This window comes from Roseofilum reptotaenium CS-1145, from assembly GCF_028330985.1.
GTDB classification, from domain to species: Bacteria; Cyanobacteriota; Cyanobacteriia; order Cyanobacteriales; family Desertifilaceae; genus Roseofilum; species Roseofilum reptotaenium.
This window is the reverse complement of sequence record NZ_JAQMUE010000106.1, coordinates 1-16,775: the sequence shown is the minus strand read 5'-3', so window position 1 is coordinate 16,775 and position 16,775 is coordinate 1. Positions and strand designations below refer to the sequence as shown.

General features: G+C 44.6%; 14 protein-coding genes and 1 pseudogene. 11 read left to right on the top strand and 4 right to left on the bottom strand.

The window, feature by feature from the left end; all coding sequences use genetic code 11:
- Positions 1 to 178: 178 nt before the first annotated feature.
- From pflB to PN466_RS23960, 6 genes are all read left to right on the top strand, one after another.
- Positions 179 to 2,467: a formate C-acetyltransferase gene (gene pflB / locus PN466_RS23985; RefSeq protein ID WP_271944741.1), complete on the top strand. Its 2,289-nt coding sequence runs from the start codon at positions 179 to 181 to the stop codon at positions 2,465 to 2,467.
- 101 nt (positions 2,468 to 2,568) lie between these two features.
- Positions 2,569 to 3,300 (top strand): pyruvate formate-lyase-activating protein, encoded by a 732-nt coding sequence (gene pflA / locus PN466_RS23980; protein ID WP_271944739.1) that lies wholly within the window; start codon positions 2,569 to 2,571, stop codon positions 3,298 to 3,300.
- Between the two features lie 317 nt (positions 3,301 to 3,617).
- Positions 3,618 to 5,384 carry a sodium:solute symporter family protein gene (locus PN466_RS23975; protein WP_271944737.1) on the top strand — a complete coding sequence of 589 codons (1,767 nt, stop codon included), beginning with the start codon at positions 3,618 to 3,620 and terminating at the stop codon, positions 5,382 to 5,384.
- Between the two features lie 211 nt (positions 5,385 to 5,595).
- Complete coding sequence (locus PN466_RS23970) at positions 5,596 to 6,753, top strand: esterase-like activity of phytase family protein (protein ID WP_271944736.1); 1,158 nt, start codon at positions 5,596 to 5,598, stop codon at positions 6,751 to 6,753.
- Positions 6,754 to 7,018: 265 nt separating this feature from the next.
- Positions 7,019 to 7,792, top strand: a complete 774-nt coding sequence (locus PN466_RS23965) for a metal ABC transporter ATP-binding protein (protein WP_271944734.1) — start codon at positions 7,019 to 7,021, stop codon at positions 7,790 to 7,792.
- Between the two features lie 121 nt (positions 7,793 to 7,913).
- Positions 7,914 to 8,747 (top strand): metal ABC transporter permease, encoded by an 834-nt coding sequence (locus tag PN466_RS23960; RefSeq protein ID WP_271944766.1) that lies wholly within the window; start codon positions 7,914 to 7,916, stop codon positions 8,745 to 8,747.
- 68 nt (positions 8,748 to 8,815) lie between these two features.
- Here PN466_RS23960 and psb34 read toward each other — a convergent pair whose 3' ends face one another.
- Positions 8,816 to 8,986 carry a photosystem II assembly protein Psb34 gene (psb34, locus tag PN466_RS23955; protein WP_271944732.1) on the bottom strand — a complete coding sequence of 57 codons (171 nt, stop codon included), beginning with the start codon at positions 8,984 to 8,986 and terminating at the stop codon, positions 8,816 to 8,818.
- A gap of 363 nt (positions 8,987 to 9,349) precedes the next feature.
- Here psb34 and PN466_RS23950 point away from each other — a divergent pair, with 363 nt between their 5' ends.
- The 5 genes from PN466_RS23950 to PN466_RS23930 all read left to right on the top strand — a co-directional run bounded on the left by PN466_RS23950 (position 9,350) and on the right by PN466_RS23930 (position 14,003).
- On the top strand, positions 9,350 to 9,835 hold the full coding sequence (locus PN466_RS23950; RefSeq protein WP_271944730.1) for a hypothetical protein: 486 nt from the start codon (positions 9,350 to 9,352) through the stop codon (positions 9,833 to 9,835).
- A 136-nt stretch (positions 9,836 to 9,971) separates the two neighbouring features.
- Positions 9,972 to 10,931, top strand: a complete 960-nt coding sequence (locus PN466_RS23945; RefSeq protein ID WP_271944728.1) for a metal ABC transporter substrate-binding protein — start codon at positions 9,972 to 9,974, stop codon at positions 10,929 to 10,931.
- Between the two features lie 81 nt (positions 10,932 to 11,012).
- Positions 11,013 to 11,795: a metal ABC transporter ATP-binding protein gene (locus tag PN466_RS23940; protein WP_271944726.1), complete on the top strand. Its 783-nt coding sequence runs from the start codon at positions 11,013 to 11,015 to the stop codon at positions 11,793 to 11,795.
- A gap of 566 nt (positions 11,796 to 12,361) precedes the next feature.
- Complete coding sequence (locus tag PN466_RS23935) at positions 12,362 to 12,910, top strand: PepSY-associated TM helix domain-containing protein (RefSeq protein ID WP_313898700.1); 549 nt, start codon at positions 12,362 to 12,364, stop codon at positions 12,908 to 12,910.
- 199 nt (positions 12,911 to 13,109) lie between these two features.
- On the top strand, positions 13,110 to 14,003 hold the full coding sequence (locus PN466_RS23930) for a metal ABC transporter permease (RefSeq protein WP_271944724.1): 894 nt from the start codon (positions 13,110 to 13,112) through the stop codon (positions 14,001 to 14,003).
- A 65-nt stretch (positions 14,004 to 14,068) separates the two neighbouring features.
- Here PN466_RS23930 and cobD read toward each other — a convergent pair whose 3' ends face one another.
- The 3 genes and pseudogenes from cobD to PN466_RS23915 form a co-directional block, all read right to left on the bottom strand.
- Entirely contained in the window at positions 14,069 to 15,121 is a 1,053-nt protein-coding gene (gene cobD / locus PN466_RS23925; protein ID WP_271944722.1) for a threonine-phosphate decarboxylase CobD, read from the bottom strand.
- A 25-nt stretch (positions 15,122 to 15,146) separates the two neighbouring features.
- Complete coding sequence (locus tag PN466_RS23920) at positions 15,147 to 15,434, bottom strand: HU family DNA-binding protein (protein WP_271944720.1); 288 nt, start codon at positions 15,432 to 15,434, stop codon at positions 15,147 to 15,149.
- Positions 15,435 to 15,769: 335 nt separating this feature from the next.
- A pseudogene (locus PN466_RS23915) lies at positions 15,770 to 16,775 on the bottom strand (hypothetical protein); the annotation flags it as partial.

Below are 16,775 nucleotides of genomic sequence, written 5' to 3'. Positions count from 1 at the left end.
CGTTCATCTTCCTGCTCCAGGATCAAAGAGTAGGGATGAACATTTTGCAATGCAAAAACAACAACATTAAACAATCATAAAAATCCATTGATTATTAGGGATGGAATAAAATCCTTGTGCTATAAATAATAGAAGAAGGAGGTGAGTGTAAGACAGTCCTAAAAGCACTCAAAAAACTATGGTTAGTAACATTGACATTCAACAAACGGTATCCAAATTACAAAGTCAACTAACATCCAAAGACCAAGCATGGCAAGGATTTAAACGAGGCACATGGGCACAAGAAGTTAACGTCAGAGATTTTATCCAAAAAAATTACACTCCCTATGAAGGAGATGAATCTTTTCTGGAAAACATAAGTCAGTCAACAGACCAACTCTGGACTGAAGTTAAAGAATTGATGAAACAGGAGCGGGAAAAAGGCGTTTTGGATGCAGAAACCAAAATTCCTTCTGGTATTATTGCCTATGGTGCAGGCTACATCAATAAAGACCTAGAAAAAATTGTTGGACTGCAAACCGATAAACCCCTTAAACGAGCCATCATGCCTTTTGGGGGAATTCGAGTCGTTGAGAAATCTTTGGAAGCCTATGGTTACACCATAGATCCTCAAACTCATGACATTTTCACTCAATATCGTAAAACCCATAATGACGGTGTTTTCGATGCTTATACCCGCCAAATGCGGAAGGCTCGCCACTCAGGAATTATCACCGGTTTACCTGATTCTTATGGACGGGGACGTATCATTGGAGATTATCGTCGTATTGCCCTTTATGGCGTTGACTTTCTAATCGAAGATAAACAGCAACAGTTATGTTCCTTAGAATATGATGTCATGGACGAGGACGTGATTCGTTTACGAGAAGAGATCTCTGAACAAATCAAAGCCCTTAAAAAATTGAAAATTATGGGGGCAAGTTATGGTTTTGATTTGGGAAATCCAGCCGCCAATACTCAACAAGCCATACAATGGACTTATTTCGGATACTTGGCTGCCGTTAAAGAGCAAAATGGTGCAGCGATGTCCTTGGGGCGTGTTTCCAATTTCCTGGATATTTACATTGAACGGGATTTGAAATCAGGAGAAATCTCTGAAGCTCAAGTTCAAGAATTAATCGATCAATTTGTGATGAAGCTGCGGATGGTACGCTTCTTACGCACTCCTGAATATAACCAATTATTTGCCGCAGATCCAGTTTGGGTGACAGAAGTTATTGGAGGAATGGGAGTCGATAGCCGTCCCCTGGTCACTAAAAATAGTTTCCGTTTCTTGCATACCCTCTACAATTTAGGCCCGGCACCTGAGCCAAATTTAACGATTCTGTGGTCGGAAAAATTGCCGATCGCGTTCAAACGATATTGTTCCAAGGTTTCCATCGATACCAGTTCCATCCAGTATGAAAATGATGACTTGATGCGTCCAGAGTTTGGCGATGATTATGGTATTGCTTGCTGTGTCTCGGCGATGAAAATTGGCAAACAAATGCAGTTTTTTGGCGCGAGAGTTAACCTCGCCAAAGCATTACTGTATGCCATTAACGGAGGTAAAGATGAAAAAACAGGTGAGCAATTTGCTCCCCCTTATGCTGCCATTACTGGTGATTATCTAGACTACGAAGAAGTCACCGCTAAGTTTGACCTTTTGATGGACTGGTTAGCCAAACTGTATGTTAACAGCCTCAATGTCATTCACTATATGCATGATAAATACTGCTACGAAACCCTAGAAATGGCATTGCACGATCGCGATGTTTATCGGACAATGGCTTGTGGGATAGCGGGTTTATCCGTAGTTGGAGATGCCTTGGCAGCCATTAAATACGGAAAAGTTAAAGTTCTGCGTAATGAAGAAGGGTTAGCCATTGACTACGAAGTGACTGGAGATTATCCCAAATTTGGCAATAATGACGAACGGGTTGACCAGATTACCTCTGGTATTTTAACGACCTTCATGGATAAAATCCGTAGAAATAAAACCTATCGTCAGGCAACACCGACCCAATCCATTCTCACCATTACCTCTAACGTAGTTTATGGTAAAAAGACCGGTAGCACACCAGATGGACGAAAGGCAGGAGAACCCTTTGCTCCAGGAGCAAATCCGATGCACGGACAAGATACTAAAGGAGCGATCGCTTCTATGGCCTCCATTGCCAAATTACCCTATGAACATGCTCAAGATGGGATTTCATACACCTTCTCAATTGTGCCTCAAGCCTTAGGGACAACTGACGATGGGAAAGTCAATAATTTGGTCGGAATGCTAGATGGTTATTTCCACGACACGGGGCATCATATCAATGTTAATGTTCTCAATCGAGACACCTTAGTCGATGCAATGAATCATCCTGAAGAATATCCTCAGTTGACGATTCGAGTATCCGGTTATGCCGTCAATTTCATTAAACTGAGCCGCGAACAACAATTGGATGTGATTAACCGCACATTCCACAGTCAACTATAAACTTAGGCTGCGATCGCCAATCCCCATCCTATGCTAATAATAAGGATGGGGATAATTGTATGCATTAAGCTTAAGCGGTCAACTTTATCATCACTAATTATATGGGATCGACAGGCATTATTCATTCAATAGAGACTTGTGGGACAGTCGATGGTCCTGGAATTCGATTTGTGATTTTTACAAAAGGTTGTCCCTTACGGTGTTTATACTGCCACAATCCTGATTCTCGTTGTATTAAAGATGGAGAAGCAATATCTGTTGATGAATTGATGGTAGAAATTGAGAAATATCGGTCTTACTTTCAATTTTCTGGTGGCGGTGTAACGCTGACTGGAGGTGAGCCTTTGATGCAACCTGAGTTTGTCAAAGACATTTTTCAAAGATGTCACCAGATTGGAGTTCATACTGCGTTGGATACATCGGGATATATTAGTTTAGAGATGGCTAAACCGGTTTTAGATTATACGGATTTAGTCTTGTTAGACATCAAATCTTTTGACCCCAAAATTTACCAAAAAGTAACCCATGTTTCTATTGAGCCAACGCTTGCTTTTGCTCGATATCTCAACGAAATTCAGAAGCCAACATGGATAAGATTTGTATTAGTCCCGGGCTTGACAGATCCCTTGAATAATGTCAATGGATTGGCTCAATTTGTCGCCCCTTTTGAGAATGTAGAAAAAGTTGAAGTTTTACCCTTCCATAAAATGGGAGAATACAAATGGCAACAACTCGGCTATGATTATCAACTGAAAAACACTGAACCTCCTTCCCAGGAATTATTAGAACAAACGATTGGTATTTTCAAACGTCATAACCTAGTTGTTCAATAATCGTTACTTATATTTTCCACTCTGGGTTGGAGGTAATTTGCCTCCTAGCTCTCCCCTCAAGACATACAGCAGTTTTCGATATTATGTGGTACGTTTTTATCTCCCCAACATCCCTTGGAAAGGTGGGCAGTAGAAGTCCCCTGGCCCAGAGGAATTTAGGGGGATTTTTCTTGCTGTCCCTCATAACAGTACAAAGTGCTGCAAGAGATACCCTAAACGAGCCGATAAAAAGCGATCCTAGCAATTATTCCCAAAACTCAAGGGGCGATCGCGCAGAATTAGCCGTAAGATAAGAGCGCCGATGTTATAGGAAGGGTATGGCTGCCATTGATTGGTTGATTGTTCTGTTGTATTTGCTCTTAACGTTAGGATTAGGGTTATATCTATCAGGAAAAGCCTCGGAGGGACTAGAGGCATTTTTTGTATCGGGGCGATCGCTCCCTTGGTGGCTCTCCGGAACCAGTATGGCAGCGACTACCTTTTCTATTGATACTCCCCTATACATTGCTGGAGTGGTTGCCAGTCGCGGGGTTTCAGGAAACTGGGAATGGTGGAGCTTTGGTATTGCTCATGTGGTGATGATTTATATCTTTGCGCGGATGTGGCGCAGATCGGGAGTGGTTACGGATGCCCAGTTAACGGAAATTCGCTATGGGGGATCGATGGCAGCCATTCTACGAGCAGTGAAGGCTTTTTTGTTTGCGGTTCCGATTAATTGTATCGGCATTGGTTACGCAATGTTGGCGATGGTGAAAGTGATTGATGCTCTGGAATTATGGCAAAGTTTGGGCATAGAACCGGGAGAGAACCTTAAACTCTGGAGTGTGGTTGGCGTGAGTTTATTTGTCCTATTCTATGCTGGAATTTCTGGGCTTTGGGGCGTGGTAGCGACGGATTTTTTCCAGTTTTTTCTCGGGTTATTTGGGGCGATCGCCGTTGCCGCGATCGCAGTGAGTCATGTGGGCGGCATTTACGAGTTAATTCCCCTCGTGCAAGAACAAACGGATACGGATATCTTAGCCTTTCTTCCTCTGAATACGGAAACCGCCAGTCTCAGCTTAAGTACATTTGGAGCATATTTGTTGATTCAGTGGTGGGCGTTTCGTCGTAGTGACGGGGGGGGCGAATTTATCCAACGATTATTAGCCTCAAAAAATGAAGCAGAAGCGGAAAAAGCGGCCTGGTTTTTCAATATTCTGCATTATGTAGTACGGACTTGGCCTTGGATTTTAGTTGCTCTGGTGGCTCTAGTGGTTTATCCCAATTTGGAAGATCGGGAGTTGGGCTATCCGAAATTAATGCTAGATTTCTTACCTCCAGCGATGTTGGGATTAGTGGTGGCTTCCTTGCTGGCAGCGTTTATGAGTACGGTTTCAACCTCCATTAACTGGGGCGCATCCTATTTAACCAATGATTTATATTTACGCTTTTTTCGTCCTGAATCTACCCAGTCGGAGTTAGTCTTAGTCGGTCGTATGTCTTCTATTATGGTAACGGTTTTAGGGGCGATCGCCGCATTCTATGCCCAAGATGTGGCTACCGTATTTCGATTGGTGATTGCGATCGGTACAGGCCCGGGATTAGTCTTGATTCTACGCTGGTTTTGGTGGCGCATTAATGCCGCAGCGGAATTAGCCTCTATGGTCGGTGGATTTGTTGTAGGATTAACCACCAGTGTTGTCCCGATATTAACTATTCAAGATTTTGGCTTGCGATTACTGGTGACGGCTGGGATTAGTGGAATTTGCTGGATAGCTGCCATGTTGTTAACTGCACCAGAATCGGATCAAACCTTAGATGAATTCTATCGGTTAGTGCGTCCTGGCGGCCCTGGATGGCGACGGCAGCGATCGCGCACGGGATTGAAACCGGCACAAAGTTTACCCCAAGATTTACTCAAAGTCAGTGCAGCCATATTGCTTTTATTTGGTGCTATGTTCGCTGTAGGCGGCTTTTTACTCTTGAATCAGGGAGTGGGTTGGATGAGCTTAATTGTAGCGGTTGCTGGGGCGATGATGTTGCGCTATGTGAGTAAATTAAGGGTTGCTCCTATGGCTCGACCCGGGTTAGAAGATGAGTTATAGCAGGGAACGGGAGAGTTAGGATACTTGACTATAAACAATAACCTAACCGTTCTCAGCAACTTATTCACTGCTATAGAAAATAGAAAAAAGATCGCTATAATTGTTAATTGATACAGCACTTTGTGCTTTTATAGAGTACGCTGTTGAATTCCCAAAGCCATGTACCACAATCCTATTCCCTAGCACAAAGTGCTATATGAGTTTTGCCCGAATGAAACGCTTCTTAGTTCCCCTTTTTGTCTTCAGTTGCTGTCTGCTTGGGTTGCTGACCGGTTGTAGTCTACCGCAAGTGAGTGCCCAAGATCGGCTGTTTTTGCCCTTATCTTTGGAATGGGTGGGAGAAGTCACCCTACCCAAACAGGAGTTTCAGGAAACCACCGTGGGTGGGTTATCGGCGATCGCCTACGATCGCCAACGCGATCGCCTCTATGCTCTTTCGGATGACCGCAGTTTCTACGGCCCCGCTCGCTTTTATACCTTGAATCTGAGTCTTGACCCCTTTGAAATTGATGTAGAAACCGTTACTGTCTTAAAAACCCCGGAAGGTACGCCATACGCAGAAGGTAGCCTCGATCCGGAAGGGTTAGCTCTCACCCCCAACCAAACCCTACTCATTGCCAGTGAAGGGGTTGCAGACCAACAGATTCCCCCGGCGATCGCTGAATATGACCGGCAAACGGGACAATGGCTCAATCAGCTCCCCATTCCTCAACGCTATATCCCTGAGACTTCAGGAAAAGAACAACAAAAAGGGGTACAAAATAACCTAGGGTTTGAGTCCTTAACGACCAACCCCATCGGCCTCGTTCCCACAACTGGTGAACCTTTACGCGTATTTGTTGCTACAGAATCCGCCTTAATCCAAGATCGAGATCCAGAAGCCAAAGAATTAGTGAAGACTAGAACACGGTGGATGCATTATCTCCTCAGCGAAGGGCCACCCCTGTTAGTTTCCGAACATTTCTATGAACTTGATACACCTGAACCAGATATTCTCTCCCAAGGATTAACAGAAATTTTAGCCTTAGATGAACCCGGACATTTTCTCACCCTAGAGCGCTCTTTTAATGGCTCTGTAGTTACAGCCAAACTATTCCAAGCCGTGACTGGATCGGCCAGCGATATTTCTAATGTATCCTCTCTTCAAGGCAATTTAGGAGAGTTGAAACCTATTCGTAAACAATTGGTTTTAGATTTAGATCGGTTGGACATTACCTTGGATAACCTCGAAGGGATGACATTTGGCCCCCATTTTGCCGATGGCAGTCCCAGCTTAATTTTAGTCAGTGATGATAATTTTAATTCCTATCAGAAAACGCAGTTTTTATTATTTCGTATTTTGACTATGGACTCCTCAAGAGAAGGGTGAGACTACCTATTATATCAAATCCTAAAAATCACGCTACACATCAATTCCCGTGTCTCCGTTTCTCCGTGTCTGGAGTGTTAACCATCTGTAGCACGTATCTAAGGATTTGATATTACCTATTGTCTAACGCTATATTCTCCCGATCGCCTTGTTTTTTCTCCCGTGATACTCTAAAATGATAATCATTCTACACAGGCTCTCCTAGTCCAAAAATCCGCTAATCAAGGAAAAGCCTAGAGAACCTTAAGAAACCAGGAGATCGAGCTTGACCGAAATAGTATTGGAAGTTGAAGGCTTAATCGTCGATCGCGATCGCACACCAGGAGTTGTGCATGACGTATCCTTTACTTTATCCACGGGTACAGATACCGCCCTCATCGGCCCCAATGGAGCAGGAAAAAGCACCCTAATTCAAGCCATTTTAGGTATCTTACCTCGAAAATCAGGTCATATTTCCATATTAGGAAAATCGATGAGTCCTCAAGGTAAATTGCCGGCGCAAATTCGTCAACAAATCGCCTATTTACCGCAAAACTTTCTCTTCGATCGCCGTCTGCCCATGACGGTAGCTGAACTGGTCGGCTTAGGTTGGGATCGGATCGGTTTTCAATTGCCCTGGTCAGGCTATCGAGAACGCCGTAAAGCCGTCCGAGAAGCGCTCTCGCGGGTGGATGCCTGGCATTTAAAACACAAACCCATTAGTCAACTTTCCGGTGGAGAAACCAAGCGTATCTTACTCGCTTATTGTCTGGCTAGACCCCGAAAATTACTGATTTTAGATGAAGCCCCTGCGGGATTAGATATCCGAGGAGAAGCCGAATTTTATCAACTCCTCGAAGAACTGAAACAAGAATATCATTGGGCAATTTTACAGATTTCCCATGATTTGGATATGGTGAAAAAACAATGCGATCGCGTCCTGTGTCTTAACCGTACCTTACTCTGTCAAGGGACACCAGAAAGCACCCTCAGTACGGAAAACCTAATCGCCGCTTACGGCTCTGCCTTTACTCGTTATCATCATTCCTGTCGATCCTAAGATCAATTAAACATTAAAAATGGCTAGGAGTTAGGGGATGAGGGCGGGTTGCGTAAAGTGATGGATGAGTTTCGTAGATTGTTTGTCAACCGGCTCTACAACGTTGTTAATTGTGAATTTAATGGAAACCGAAATCTCACGCGCTATAGAACTCTTCCAATTTGCCTTTATGCAACGGGCACTGATGGGAGGCATATTAATGGGAACAATGGGGGGACTGTTAGGGAGTTTTACTATTTTACGGCAACTCTCATTTTTTAGTGATGCCCTGGGACACTCGACCCTCTTGGGATTAAGTTTAGGGCTATTATTAGGTCTGAATCCTTCATGGGTCATTCTTCCCTTTGCAGTGATCTTTGCCCTGGTGGTCAATACCTTTCTAGAGCGCACCCAACTGTGGACAGATGCTGTCCTCAATATTGTTTATTCCTCCTCCTTAGCCTTTGCCATTATTACTCTCAGTCTGATAGGGGAATACAAAGGAGGGATCAATCACTTACTTTTTGGGGATATTTTAGCTCTACAAACCTTCGATCTAATCATTAGCACACTCCTATTATTGGTTTGTATTGGATTTATTGCCTCAACGTTGCGCACTCAGATGATGTTGACACTTCATGAACCGATGGCGATCGCCCGTGGTGTATCGGTAGAAACCCATCGTACCGCCTTCGTCGTGCTGCTTTCCCTTGTTGTTGGTGTCGCGATCAAGGCGATCGGGGTGTTATTGGTGAGCGCTTTTATTGTCATTCCTGCCTGTTCTGCTCGCTTAATGACTCAGAACTTCACCACCTATGCGATCTTATCTGCGGTTATTGGGGCGATCGCCGCTTTATGCGGAATTGTCCTCTCTGCTCTATTTGACTTGCCCTCCGGCCCCAGTATTGTCATCGTGCAATTGGGATTTTTCCTGAGTGCGATCGGCTTTGCTAACCTAAGACCGATTGCCTCATAAAAAGAAAAGCCACCTAGGAGTTAACTAAGCGGCCCGACTAGCGTTTTTATAGAGAGGAGAGAAGAGAGTTAGCTCACAGCAATTCCAGTGAGGATCAAAGCGGTGGTGAGGAGGATAGAGATTACCCCTTGGAGCATATAGCGTTGCTGCTGTTCTTGACTGGGGAAGTCTGCATAGTACATTTGAGGCTCGTTAGCGTAGTTATTGAGCTGTCCTTCAGGATTGACCGTTGTGTACATCAGGTTGACCTCTGTGTTTCTCGTTGTTGTAAACTAATATAACAAATTGTAAAGAAATATTGCCGTGACTTGACAGAATATTTTGGGTGATGTTAATCACAAGATGGAAAGAAAAAGGGGCGATCGGGAAAAAAATGAGGTAAAGCCAGTTGTGCAAACATCTTGCTCGCTTTTCGCCTCCAGCGCTCAAGACGCTCCCATTCCACAACCTCACCCCATGTTTAATGGAGATCAGATCCTGATTGACCGAGCCATGTTACGAAGAATTAGTCTATGGGCAATAAGCAGTATCTATGTGCCCAATGCCAGTGATTTGCTTTTAAGATTGACTAAAATCCTCAGAACCAACAGGAGAGTATCGTAATGAAATCCTTCCTTACCCTATCTGCCGTGCTACTGAGCATCGTGAGCTTACCCAAAGTTGCCCTTGCCCACTCCGTAGAAACAGATTTCCAGTCTATGTCCGATCGCCTGGAAATCCAATCGATGTTTAGTACCGGTGAAGCCTTTGAAGGTGCCCCTGTCGTCGTTTACGCTCCCAACGACCCCACCACACCTTGGCTCGAAACCACAACAGATGAGAATGGTGAATTTGTCCTCCAACCCGATCCCTCCATTCCCGGTGAGTGGTCTGTAGAAATTGGAGAAGGCGGTCATTGGGATAACATTATCGTTCCCGTGAGCGGCGAAGGGATTGAATCAGAGAATATCAGCTATCTTGAGGGACATCCTTACCATACCCACAACCGTAACCGTATCGCCAATCGTTACATTCTCGCTGGGGTTGTAGGGGCGACTCTTGTTGGTGGTATTGGTGGCGGACTCTTGCGTCGCAAGCTCAAAGGCTAATTCAACCCCCATCCCAATATTCCTGTAGGGGCGAAAAAGTTTTCGCCCCTACAAATTTTTTAAATACACATCGAGCCAATTATGATATAAATATGAAAGATGAAACAATTATGAAATTAACCGGGCTGATTTCTCGATGCCTTACTCCTATCCATCCACCTTAATGGCGATCGCCAGTTTAGTCCTCACCCTAGGTCTGACAAGCTGTGCAGGTATAGAGAGCGATACAACCTTAGACCCAACGCCTGAAAATCCAAGCTCTACCATTGGAGAAACCGAAAATAAAAAGAAAGTCCTCACCACCTTTAGCGTTCTTGCTGATATTGCCCAAAACGTTGCCGGGGATCAACTAACTGTCGAGTCCATTACCCGCATCGGTGCAGAAATTCACGGTTACGAACCCACTCCCAGCGATCTCACCAAAGCACAAGATGCTGACCTGATTTTATATAACGGCATGAATCTAGAGCGGTGGTTTGAGCAATTTTTAGGCAACCTGGAAAATGTGCCCTCTGTCCTCTTAACTGAAGGCATTGAACCCATTCCCATTGCTGAAGGCCCCTACACTGAAAAACCCAATCCCCATGCCTGGATGTCTCCCCAAAATGCCCTAATTTATGTGGAAAATATCCGCCAAGCGTTTGTTACCCTCGATCCAGAAAACGCCGAAACCTATAACACCAATGCAGCAGCTTATAGTGCAAAGCTCAAAGCTATTGACCAAAAACTGCGCGAAGCCATACAAAAAGTTCCCGAAAATCAACGTTACTTAGTTACCTGTGAAGGCGCTTTTTCTTATCTGGCGCGAGATTACGGGATGAATGAAATTTATATCTGGCCGATTAATTCCGAGCAACAGTTTACGCCCAAACAAGTTAAAGGGGTGATCGATCAAGTGAAAAGTAAGCAAATTCCCGCAATTTTTTGTGAAACGACGGTGAATGATAAAGGACAAAAGCAAGTGGCGGAAACCACAGGCGCAACGTTTGGTGGCAATCTTTATGTTGATTCCTTGTCTACAGCAGAGGGGCCTGTCCCCACATTTTTAGAGTTGCTCGAATATGATGTGCAACTGATTACGAATGGATTGTTATAGTTGCCTTCCTTCTCTCTCTTGTGGGAGAGCAATCTTAAATCAATCCATTGAAAATTCCATAATTACCCACTGGAGAAAACGATGTCATCTTTGACTGAACCGCTTAATATAACCGTTAATAATCTGAGTGTTACTTACAGTAATGCTCGGTTGGCTATTTATAATGCCAACTGTACGGTGGAACCCGGAACGATTACCGCCTTAGTGGGGCCCAATGGAGGTGGAAAATCGACATTATTTAAATCAATTATGGGCTTTTTACCCCCAAAGCAAGGACAAATTCGGGTGGGTGGTATGCGGGTGGAAATGGCTCAAAAGCGGCAGTTAATGGCGTATGTTCCCCAGTCGGATGAGGTGGATTGGAATTTTCCGGTCAGCGTCTTTGATGTGGTGATGATGGGACGCTATGGCTATATGAATATGCTGCGAATTCCGAGCGCGAAAGATCGACGTTTGGTGATGGAAAGTTTAGAGCGGGTGGGAATGGTAGAGTTTCGGAATCGGCAAATTGGGGAACTCTCAGGAGGACAAAAGAAACGGGCTTTTTTGGCGCGATCGCTCTCTCAAGACGGTAAAGTGATTTTATTGGACGAACCCTTTACCGGGGTGGATGTGAAAACGGAGAAGCGAATCGTTGATTTGCTGATGCAGTTGCGCAATGAAGGATACACAATTCTGGTCTCTACCCACGATCTAGCCTCGATTTCCACATTCTGCGATCACACAATTTTAATTAATCAGACGATTCTGGCATCTGGAACCACAGCAGAAACCTTTACCCAAGAGAACCTAGCGATGACGTTTGGCGGTTTACCCGTACAAAGTTTACACTCTTTGTCCCCAAATTTTGAGATCGATTCTTGACCATCCCTCCTTTGTCACTTGTCACTTTCCGAGATTCTGCCAAAGTTCAAAGGTTGTCTGTGCCCAGTGAGGTTGGTCGTATTTATTCGTGCTACACAGCAATCTTCGCGTCTCCGTGTCATACCATTGCTCTTTAATCTTGCAACTAATCGATTCCTGAGAGACAAGGGGCCCCCAAGCCCCTTGTTAAAGCGCATCATCATAGAGAAATGGTATCAGTCATCATGTAGCAAACATCTAAGAATTTCATATTAGCCCTCAAGTCTTTGGTGAGGCGGTATACTTTTTTGCTATATCCTTAAGTGCATAATTAAGAAATAGTTAAGTTAACCTCTATTTCAGTAAAGTCAACTCTACTCTTCTAATTGCAATTTATTCTGATTAGTGAAAGGGAGTATAGGCACTAACTCCACTGTAGCTATCGATAATTGCCTCTAGGCTCTTTTATCTATATGCGAAATAGTCTTAATAAGATCATCCATTTAGCTCACTGACTCTTGTTGGGGCTGTAGGCGTGCAAAGTATAGATAAAAAGCTATTTGACCACTCTGAATAACGAACAGGAGATGAGTATGTCATCATTCAAAAGAAAGCTGATGAAGTGGAGCCTTAATATTCATAAGTACTTGGGAGTTGCACTGTGTATTTTTCTGATTTCGCTAGCAGTAACAGGCATTTTCCTCTCTTATAAAGGTGCTTATGACTGGATGCAAGCATCAACTGCTAGGGGGACAGAGGGCAGTATAGAAACGATGATGCCACTGTCTGAGGCGGTTGAGAAGGTGATGTTACTCAATTTGCCAGAATTTCAAACGCCAGATGATATTAACAGGATTGATATCCGGCTCAATAAAGGGACGTACAAGGTTCGTGCAAAAGGGCATATCCCCCTAGAGGTGCAACTTGACGCTCAAACGGGTGAGGTTCTGAGCCAAAGTTATCGATGGGCAGATTGGATTGAGCATGTCCATACAGGAGAAATTATCAACGAGTCAATGCGAAAAACATCTGGAACAATTCTGGGCATGACGACGATTATACTTTCAGTAACCGGATTGATTCTGTGGGCAATTCCAGCTCTACGCAAGACGCGAAAACGCACGCCGGCCGGATAAAATAGGATCTGAAATGGTGCTGCACTAACCTCTTTCATCTTGACACTGCCATTCGATTTGTTGATCATGGCAGCGTCAAGATGAAATCATGGCCATTTTTGGCGCTCGTGCTCGCCCAAGACGGTAAAGTGATTGTATTGGATAATCGTTTACCCGTGCAAAGTTTACGCTCCCTATCCCCAAATTTTGAGGCTGATTCTTGACTATTCCCTATTCCCTATTCCCTATTCCCTATTCCCTAGCAGTTTTAAATTGGCTCCTTGAACCCCTAGAATATGGATTTTTAGTCCGAGCGTTGTGGGTGAGTGCCTTTGTCGGTTTAGTTTGTGCTGTACTCTCCTGTTATATTACCCTCAAAGGCTGGTCGCTGATGGGGGATGCGGTTTCCCATGCGGTGGTTCCTGGGGTGGTTGTTGCCTATGCTCTGAATATTCCGTTTGCAGTGGGAGCATTCTTGTTTGGATTTGGCGCAACGGTGGCGATAGGGTATGTGCAATCGAAAACTCGGTTAAAAGAAGATGCGGTAATTGGCGTAGTTTTTACCGGTTTTTTTGCCTTTGGAATTGTGTTGATTACCAAAATTCCCAGTAATGTGGATTTGTTTCATATCCTGTTTGGCAATGTGTTGGGCATTTCTGACAGTGATATTATTCAAACCCTGATTGCAGGGACAATCACGTTACTGGTGATTCTGTTGCGACGTAAGGATTTATTGCTGTTCTGTTTCGATCCCAATCATGCTAAGGCGATCGGGTTGAATATTCAATTGATGTATTATACCTTGTTGTCAGTTTTGGCTCTAACCATTGTCACCGCTTTGCAAACGGCGGGTATTATTCTGGTGATTGCTATGCTCGTGACTCCAGGAGCAATAGCCTATTTACTGACCGATCGCTTCGATCGGATGATGGGACTCTCCATTACTAGCAGTGTGCTATCGTGCATCCTAGGAACCTATTTCAGTTATCATCTGGATATCTCCACAGGAGGAGCGATCGTAGTACTGTTGACCCTCTTCTTTATTCTAGCTATGGTGTTTGCTCCCAAATACGGCATTTTAGCCCAACAGTCGAGAGTTAATAAACTGGAATGATACAGTGCTCAGGGTTCTTTTGTTTAATTGATTGCTTAATTGATATGAGTTAATCAAGAGTTGAGTTAATTGCCAAGAGCATCAAGTAAGCGTTGATTATCAGAGGACGAACGGATAGCAATCCGGAAATAGAGATCGCCCAGTTCAGGAAAACTCGCACAGTCTCGGATCAGGATCTGGTGTTCTTTTAATAACCGCTCTTGTAGCTTCTTAACGGACCGATCGACCTTGACTAACAAGAAATTCGCCGCTCCTGGGTAAGGATCGAATCCCGGCAGCGATCGCAACCCTTCAAAAAGATACTTGCGGGTGGGGGGTAACCAGTCCCAAGTTTGCCGTTGAAACTCATAATCTTGGATCGCCGCAATTCCGGCTACTTCCGCAAGGATATTCACCGGCCAAGGATCGCGCCAGTTTTGCCATTGTGCAATTAAGCCTGGATGGGCGATCGCATAACCCAGACGCAGGCCGGGCAAACTATAAAACTTAGTGAGCGATCGCACAATCACCAGATGAGGATAATCTTGGAGCAGGGGAATTAAACTTTGGTCTTCTGAGGGGTCTAGGAAGTCCATGAACGCCTCATCAATCACCACAAACTCAAATCGATCCAAAATCGACAAAATCTCCTCACGCCGCCATAATTGGCCCGTCGGATTATGGGGATTATTCAGTAATAAACCCGATCCAGGGTTAGCAGAATCAGGAAGGGAAGAGGTTAACCCAGACCAATTTAGGGGATAGGGTTGAATGGGAACCCCAAACGCTTGAAGCGCTCGTTCATAGTCCCGAAATGCGGGAGTGAGTAATGTCACACCGCCACACTCTTGAAACTGACGAGCAATCCAAGTCAGTAATTCTGCCGCCCCATTCCCTGGCCAAATGAACTCTGGGGACAGTTGATGAAATCGCCCCAGATGTTCCCGTAGCTGGGAATACTGGGGATCTGGGTACAGGGTAATCCGATGTAAATGGGTTGTAATTGCGGCGATCGCCGATTGTGGAGGGCCTAACGGATTGATACTAGCGGAAAAATCCAGAAGGCGATCGGGTGAACAGCCTGCAATTGAGGCTGCCCAAACAACATTTCCTCCATGAACCGGACGTTGGAAAGACACTGACTTAATGGAATAAATCGGAAACTTACTCGTCTTTCGGAGGAGCTACTCTTTCCTTAAACAGCTTACCCGCCGAAAACGCAGGAACTTTAGTGGCTGGGATTTCCATTTTATCTCCAGTTTTAGGATTGCGTCCTTCTCGTGCTTTCCGCTCCCGCGACTCAAACGACCCAAAACCAACCAAGGTCACTTTGTCACCTTCAGACACCGCTTCCATAATCGCTTCGAGGGCAGCACTCAACACTGCATCCGCTTGTTTTTTGGTCACTGAAGCCTTTTCAGACACCTTATCGACCAATTCACCTTTATTCATTTTGCATCTCCTTTTCAGATTAAACTCTGAAACTCCCATTATTTCGGAGTTTCACTGGATTATTCTAATCTCTGTCATCCCCATATGGATCGGCCAAACCTTTAATTTCTATGGATTTCAGGATTTTCTTCACAAATCATTCCAAAATTGTATCACAGGATACCATTTTTAGGGGATAGGCCGATGGGGAGATCAGGAGATCAGCAAGATCCCCCATTACCAATTACCCAATTGCGTCAATAGACTTCTTGCAGAAGGTGAGGGAATAGGGAATAGGAGTAAGAATGCAGGATTACTCCATTGCCATTTATTTTCTGCACAATTATACAAGAGGTCTAATAGACAAAAATATTAGCATTACTAAAGTTACTCACCGAGGGACGACCGGGAGCAGTCAGAACAGCTAGAGGTTGATTATTTGCGATACCGCCAGCCGCCGAGCCATTAGCATCAAAGAACAAGTTGCCTTGGGAATCGTAAATAAAGCGCAACTGGTCACCATTGGCAGCATTCTGATAAGCACTCGGAGGACTAGCCGGATTAAAGAGAGAATTAGACAAGAATAACTGTCCTTCAGACAATTGTCCGGCTGTTAGACCTGCACCAAAGGTTTGAGCATTGACCAAAATCACACTACTATTGCCAAAGCCTTGAATAACATCTGCTCCTTCATTCAGGGCAGTATACACATAATAATCTTGCCCAGATACTCCATTCAGGGTATCGGCCCCCTGTCCTCCAAAGAACAAGTCACTCGAGCTATTCCCTCGGAAGTTTTCCGATAGGGTTGTACCGGCAACCAAACTCCCCGTAATAGGAGTAGGCACCGCTGCTGCAGTTAATCGGGCAACGCCTGCTCCTGTAGCATCGGGAGGAATGGTAAATCGCAGGGTAGTATTCTGAGCAACACTTAAGCTAGCTTCATCATATTTACCGGGGGCAACAATAATCGTATCTTGACCCGATACATTGCCGGTTGTAGGGAAGCTATTATTCTGACCATTGCGGAGGATTGGATCGGTGCTGGCTGTGCCCACAGTGGTATAGACATTAATCGTTGCTTCTTCTGATACTCTACCTCCAGTATTCGTAGAGCGTACTACCAAGCCAAACGGCCCATTACCAGCCGGAGCGCTGTTGAGGGTAATATTCCCATTGTTATTGATACTAAAGTTAGTGGTAGAAGCACCTCCAGTAACGCGGGAAATTTCATAGGATTGAATCCCAGAATTGTCTGATGATCGGATCTGCCCAATTACGGTTCCGGGTTGGGTGGCATCAATGCCACTGTCATTACTAACTGTCAGTACTTCTGCGCCGACTAATTGGGGAGCGGTGGGT

What these genes read in the sequence shown, in the direction of transcription:
- pflB (WP_271944741.1), top strand. Translation starts at nt 179, where the DNA reads ATGGTTAGTAACATTGACATTCAACAAACGGTATCCAAATTACAAAGT.
- pflA (WP_271944739.1), top strand. Translation starts at nt 2,569, where the DNA reads ATGGGATCGACAGGCATTATTCATTCAATAGAGACTTGTGGGACAGTC.
- PN466_RS23975 (WP_271944737.1), top strand. Translation starts at nt 3,618, where the DNA reads ATGGCTGCCATTGATTGGTTGATTGTTCTGTTGTATTTGCTCTTAACG.
- PN466_RS23970 (WP_271944736.1), top strand. Translation starts at nt 5,596, where the DNA reads ATGAAACGCTTCTTAGTTCCCCTTTTTGTCTTCAGTTGCTGTCTGCTT.
- PN466_RS23960 (WP_271944766.1), top strand. Translation starts at nt 7,914, where the DNA reads ATGGAAACCGAAATCTCACGCGCTATAGAACTCTTCCAATTTGCCTTT.
- psb34 (WP_271944732.1), bottom strand. Translation starts at nt 8,986, where the DNA reads ATGTACACAACGGTCAATCCTGAAGGACAGCTCAATAACTACGCTAAC.
- PN466_RS23950 (WP_271944730.1), top strand. Translation starts at nt 9,350, where the DNA reads ATGAAATCCTTCCTTACCCTATCTGCCGTGCTACTGAGCATCGTGAGC.
- PN466_RS23945 (WP_271944728.1), top strand. Translation starts at nt 9,972, where the DNA reads ATGCCTTACTCCTATCCATCCACCTTAATGGCGATCGCCAGTTTAGTC.
- PN466_RS23940 (WP_271944726.1), top strand. Translation starts at nt 11,013, where the DNA reads ATGTCATCTTTGACTGAACCGCTTAATATAACCGTTAATAATCTGAGT.
- PN466_RS23935 (WP_313898700.1), top strand. Translation starts at nt 12,362, where the DNA reads ATGAGTATGTCATCATTCAAAAGAAAGCTGATGAAGTGGAGCCTTAAT.
- PN466_RS23920 (WP_271944720.1), bottom strand. Translation starts at nt 15,434, where the DNA reads ATGAATAAAGGTGAATTGGTCGATAAGGTGTCTGAAAAGGCTTCAGTG.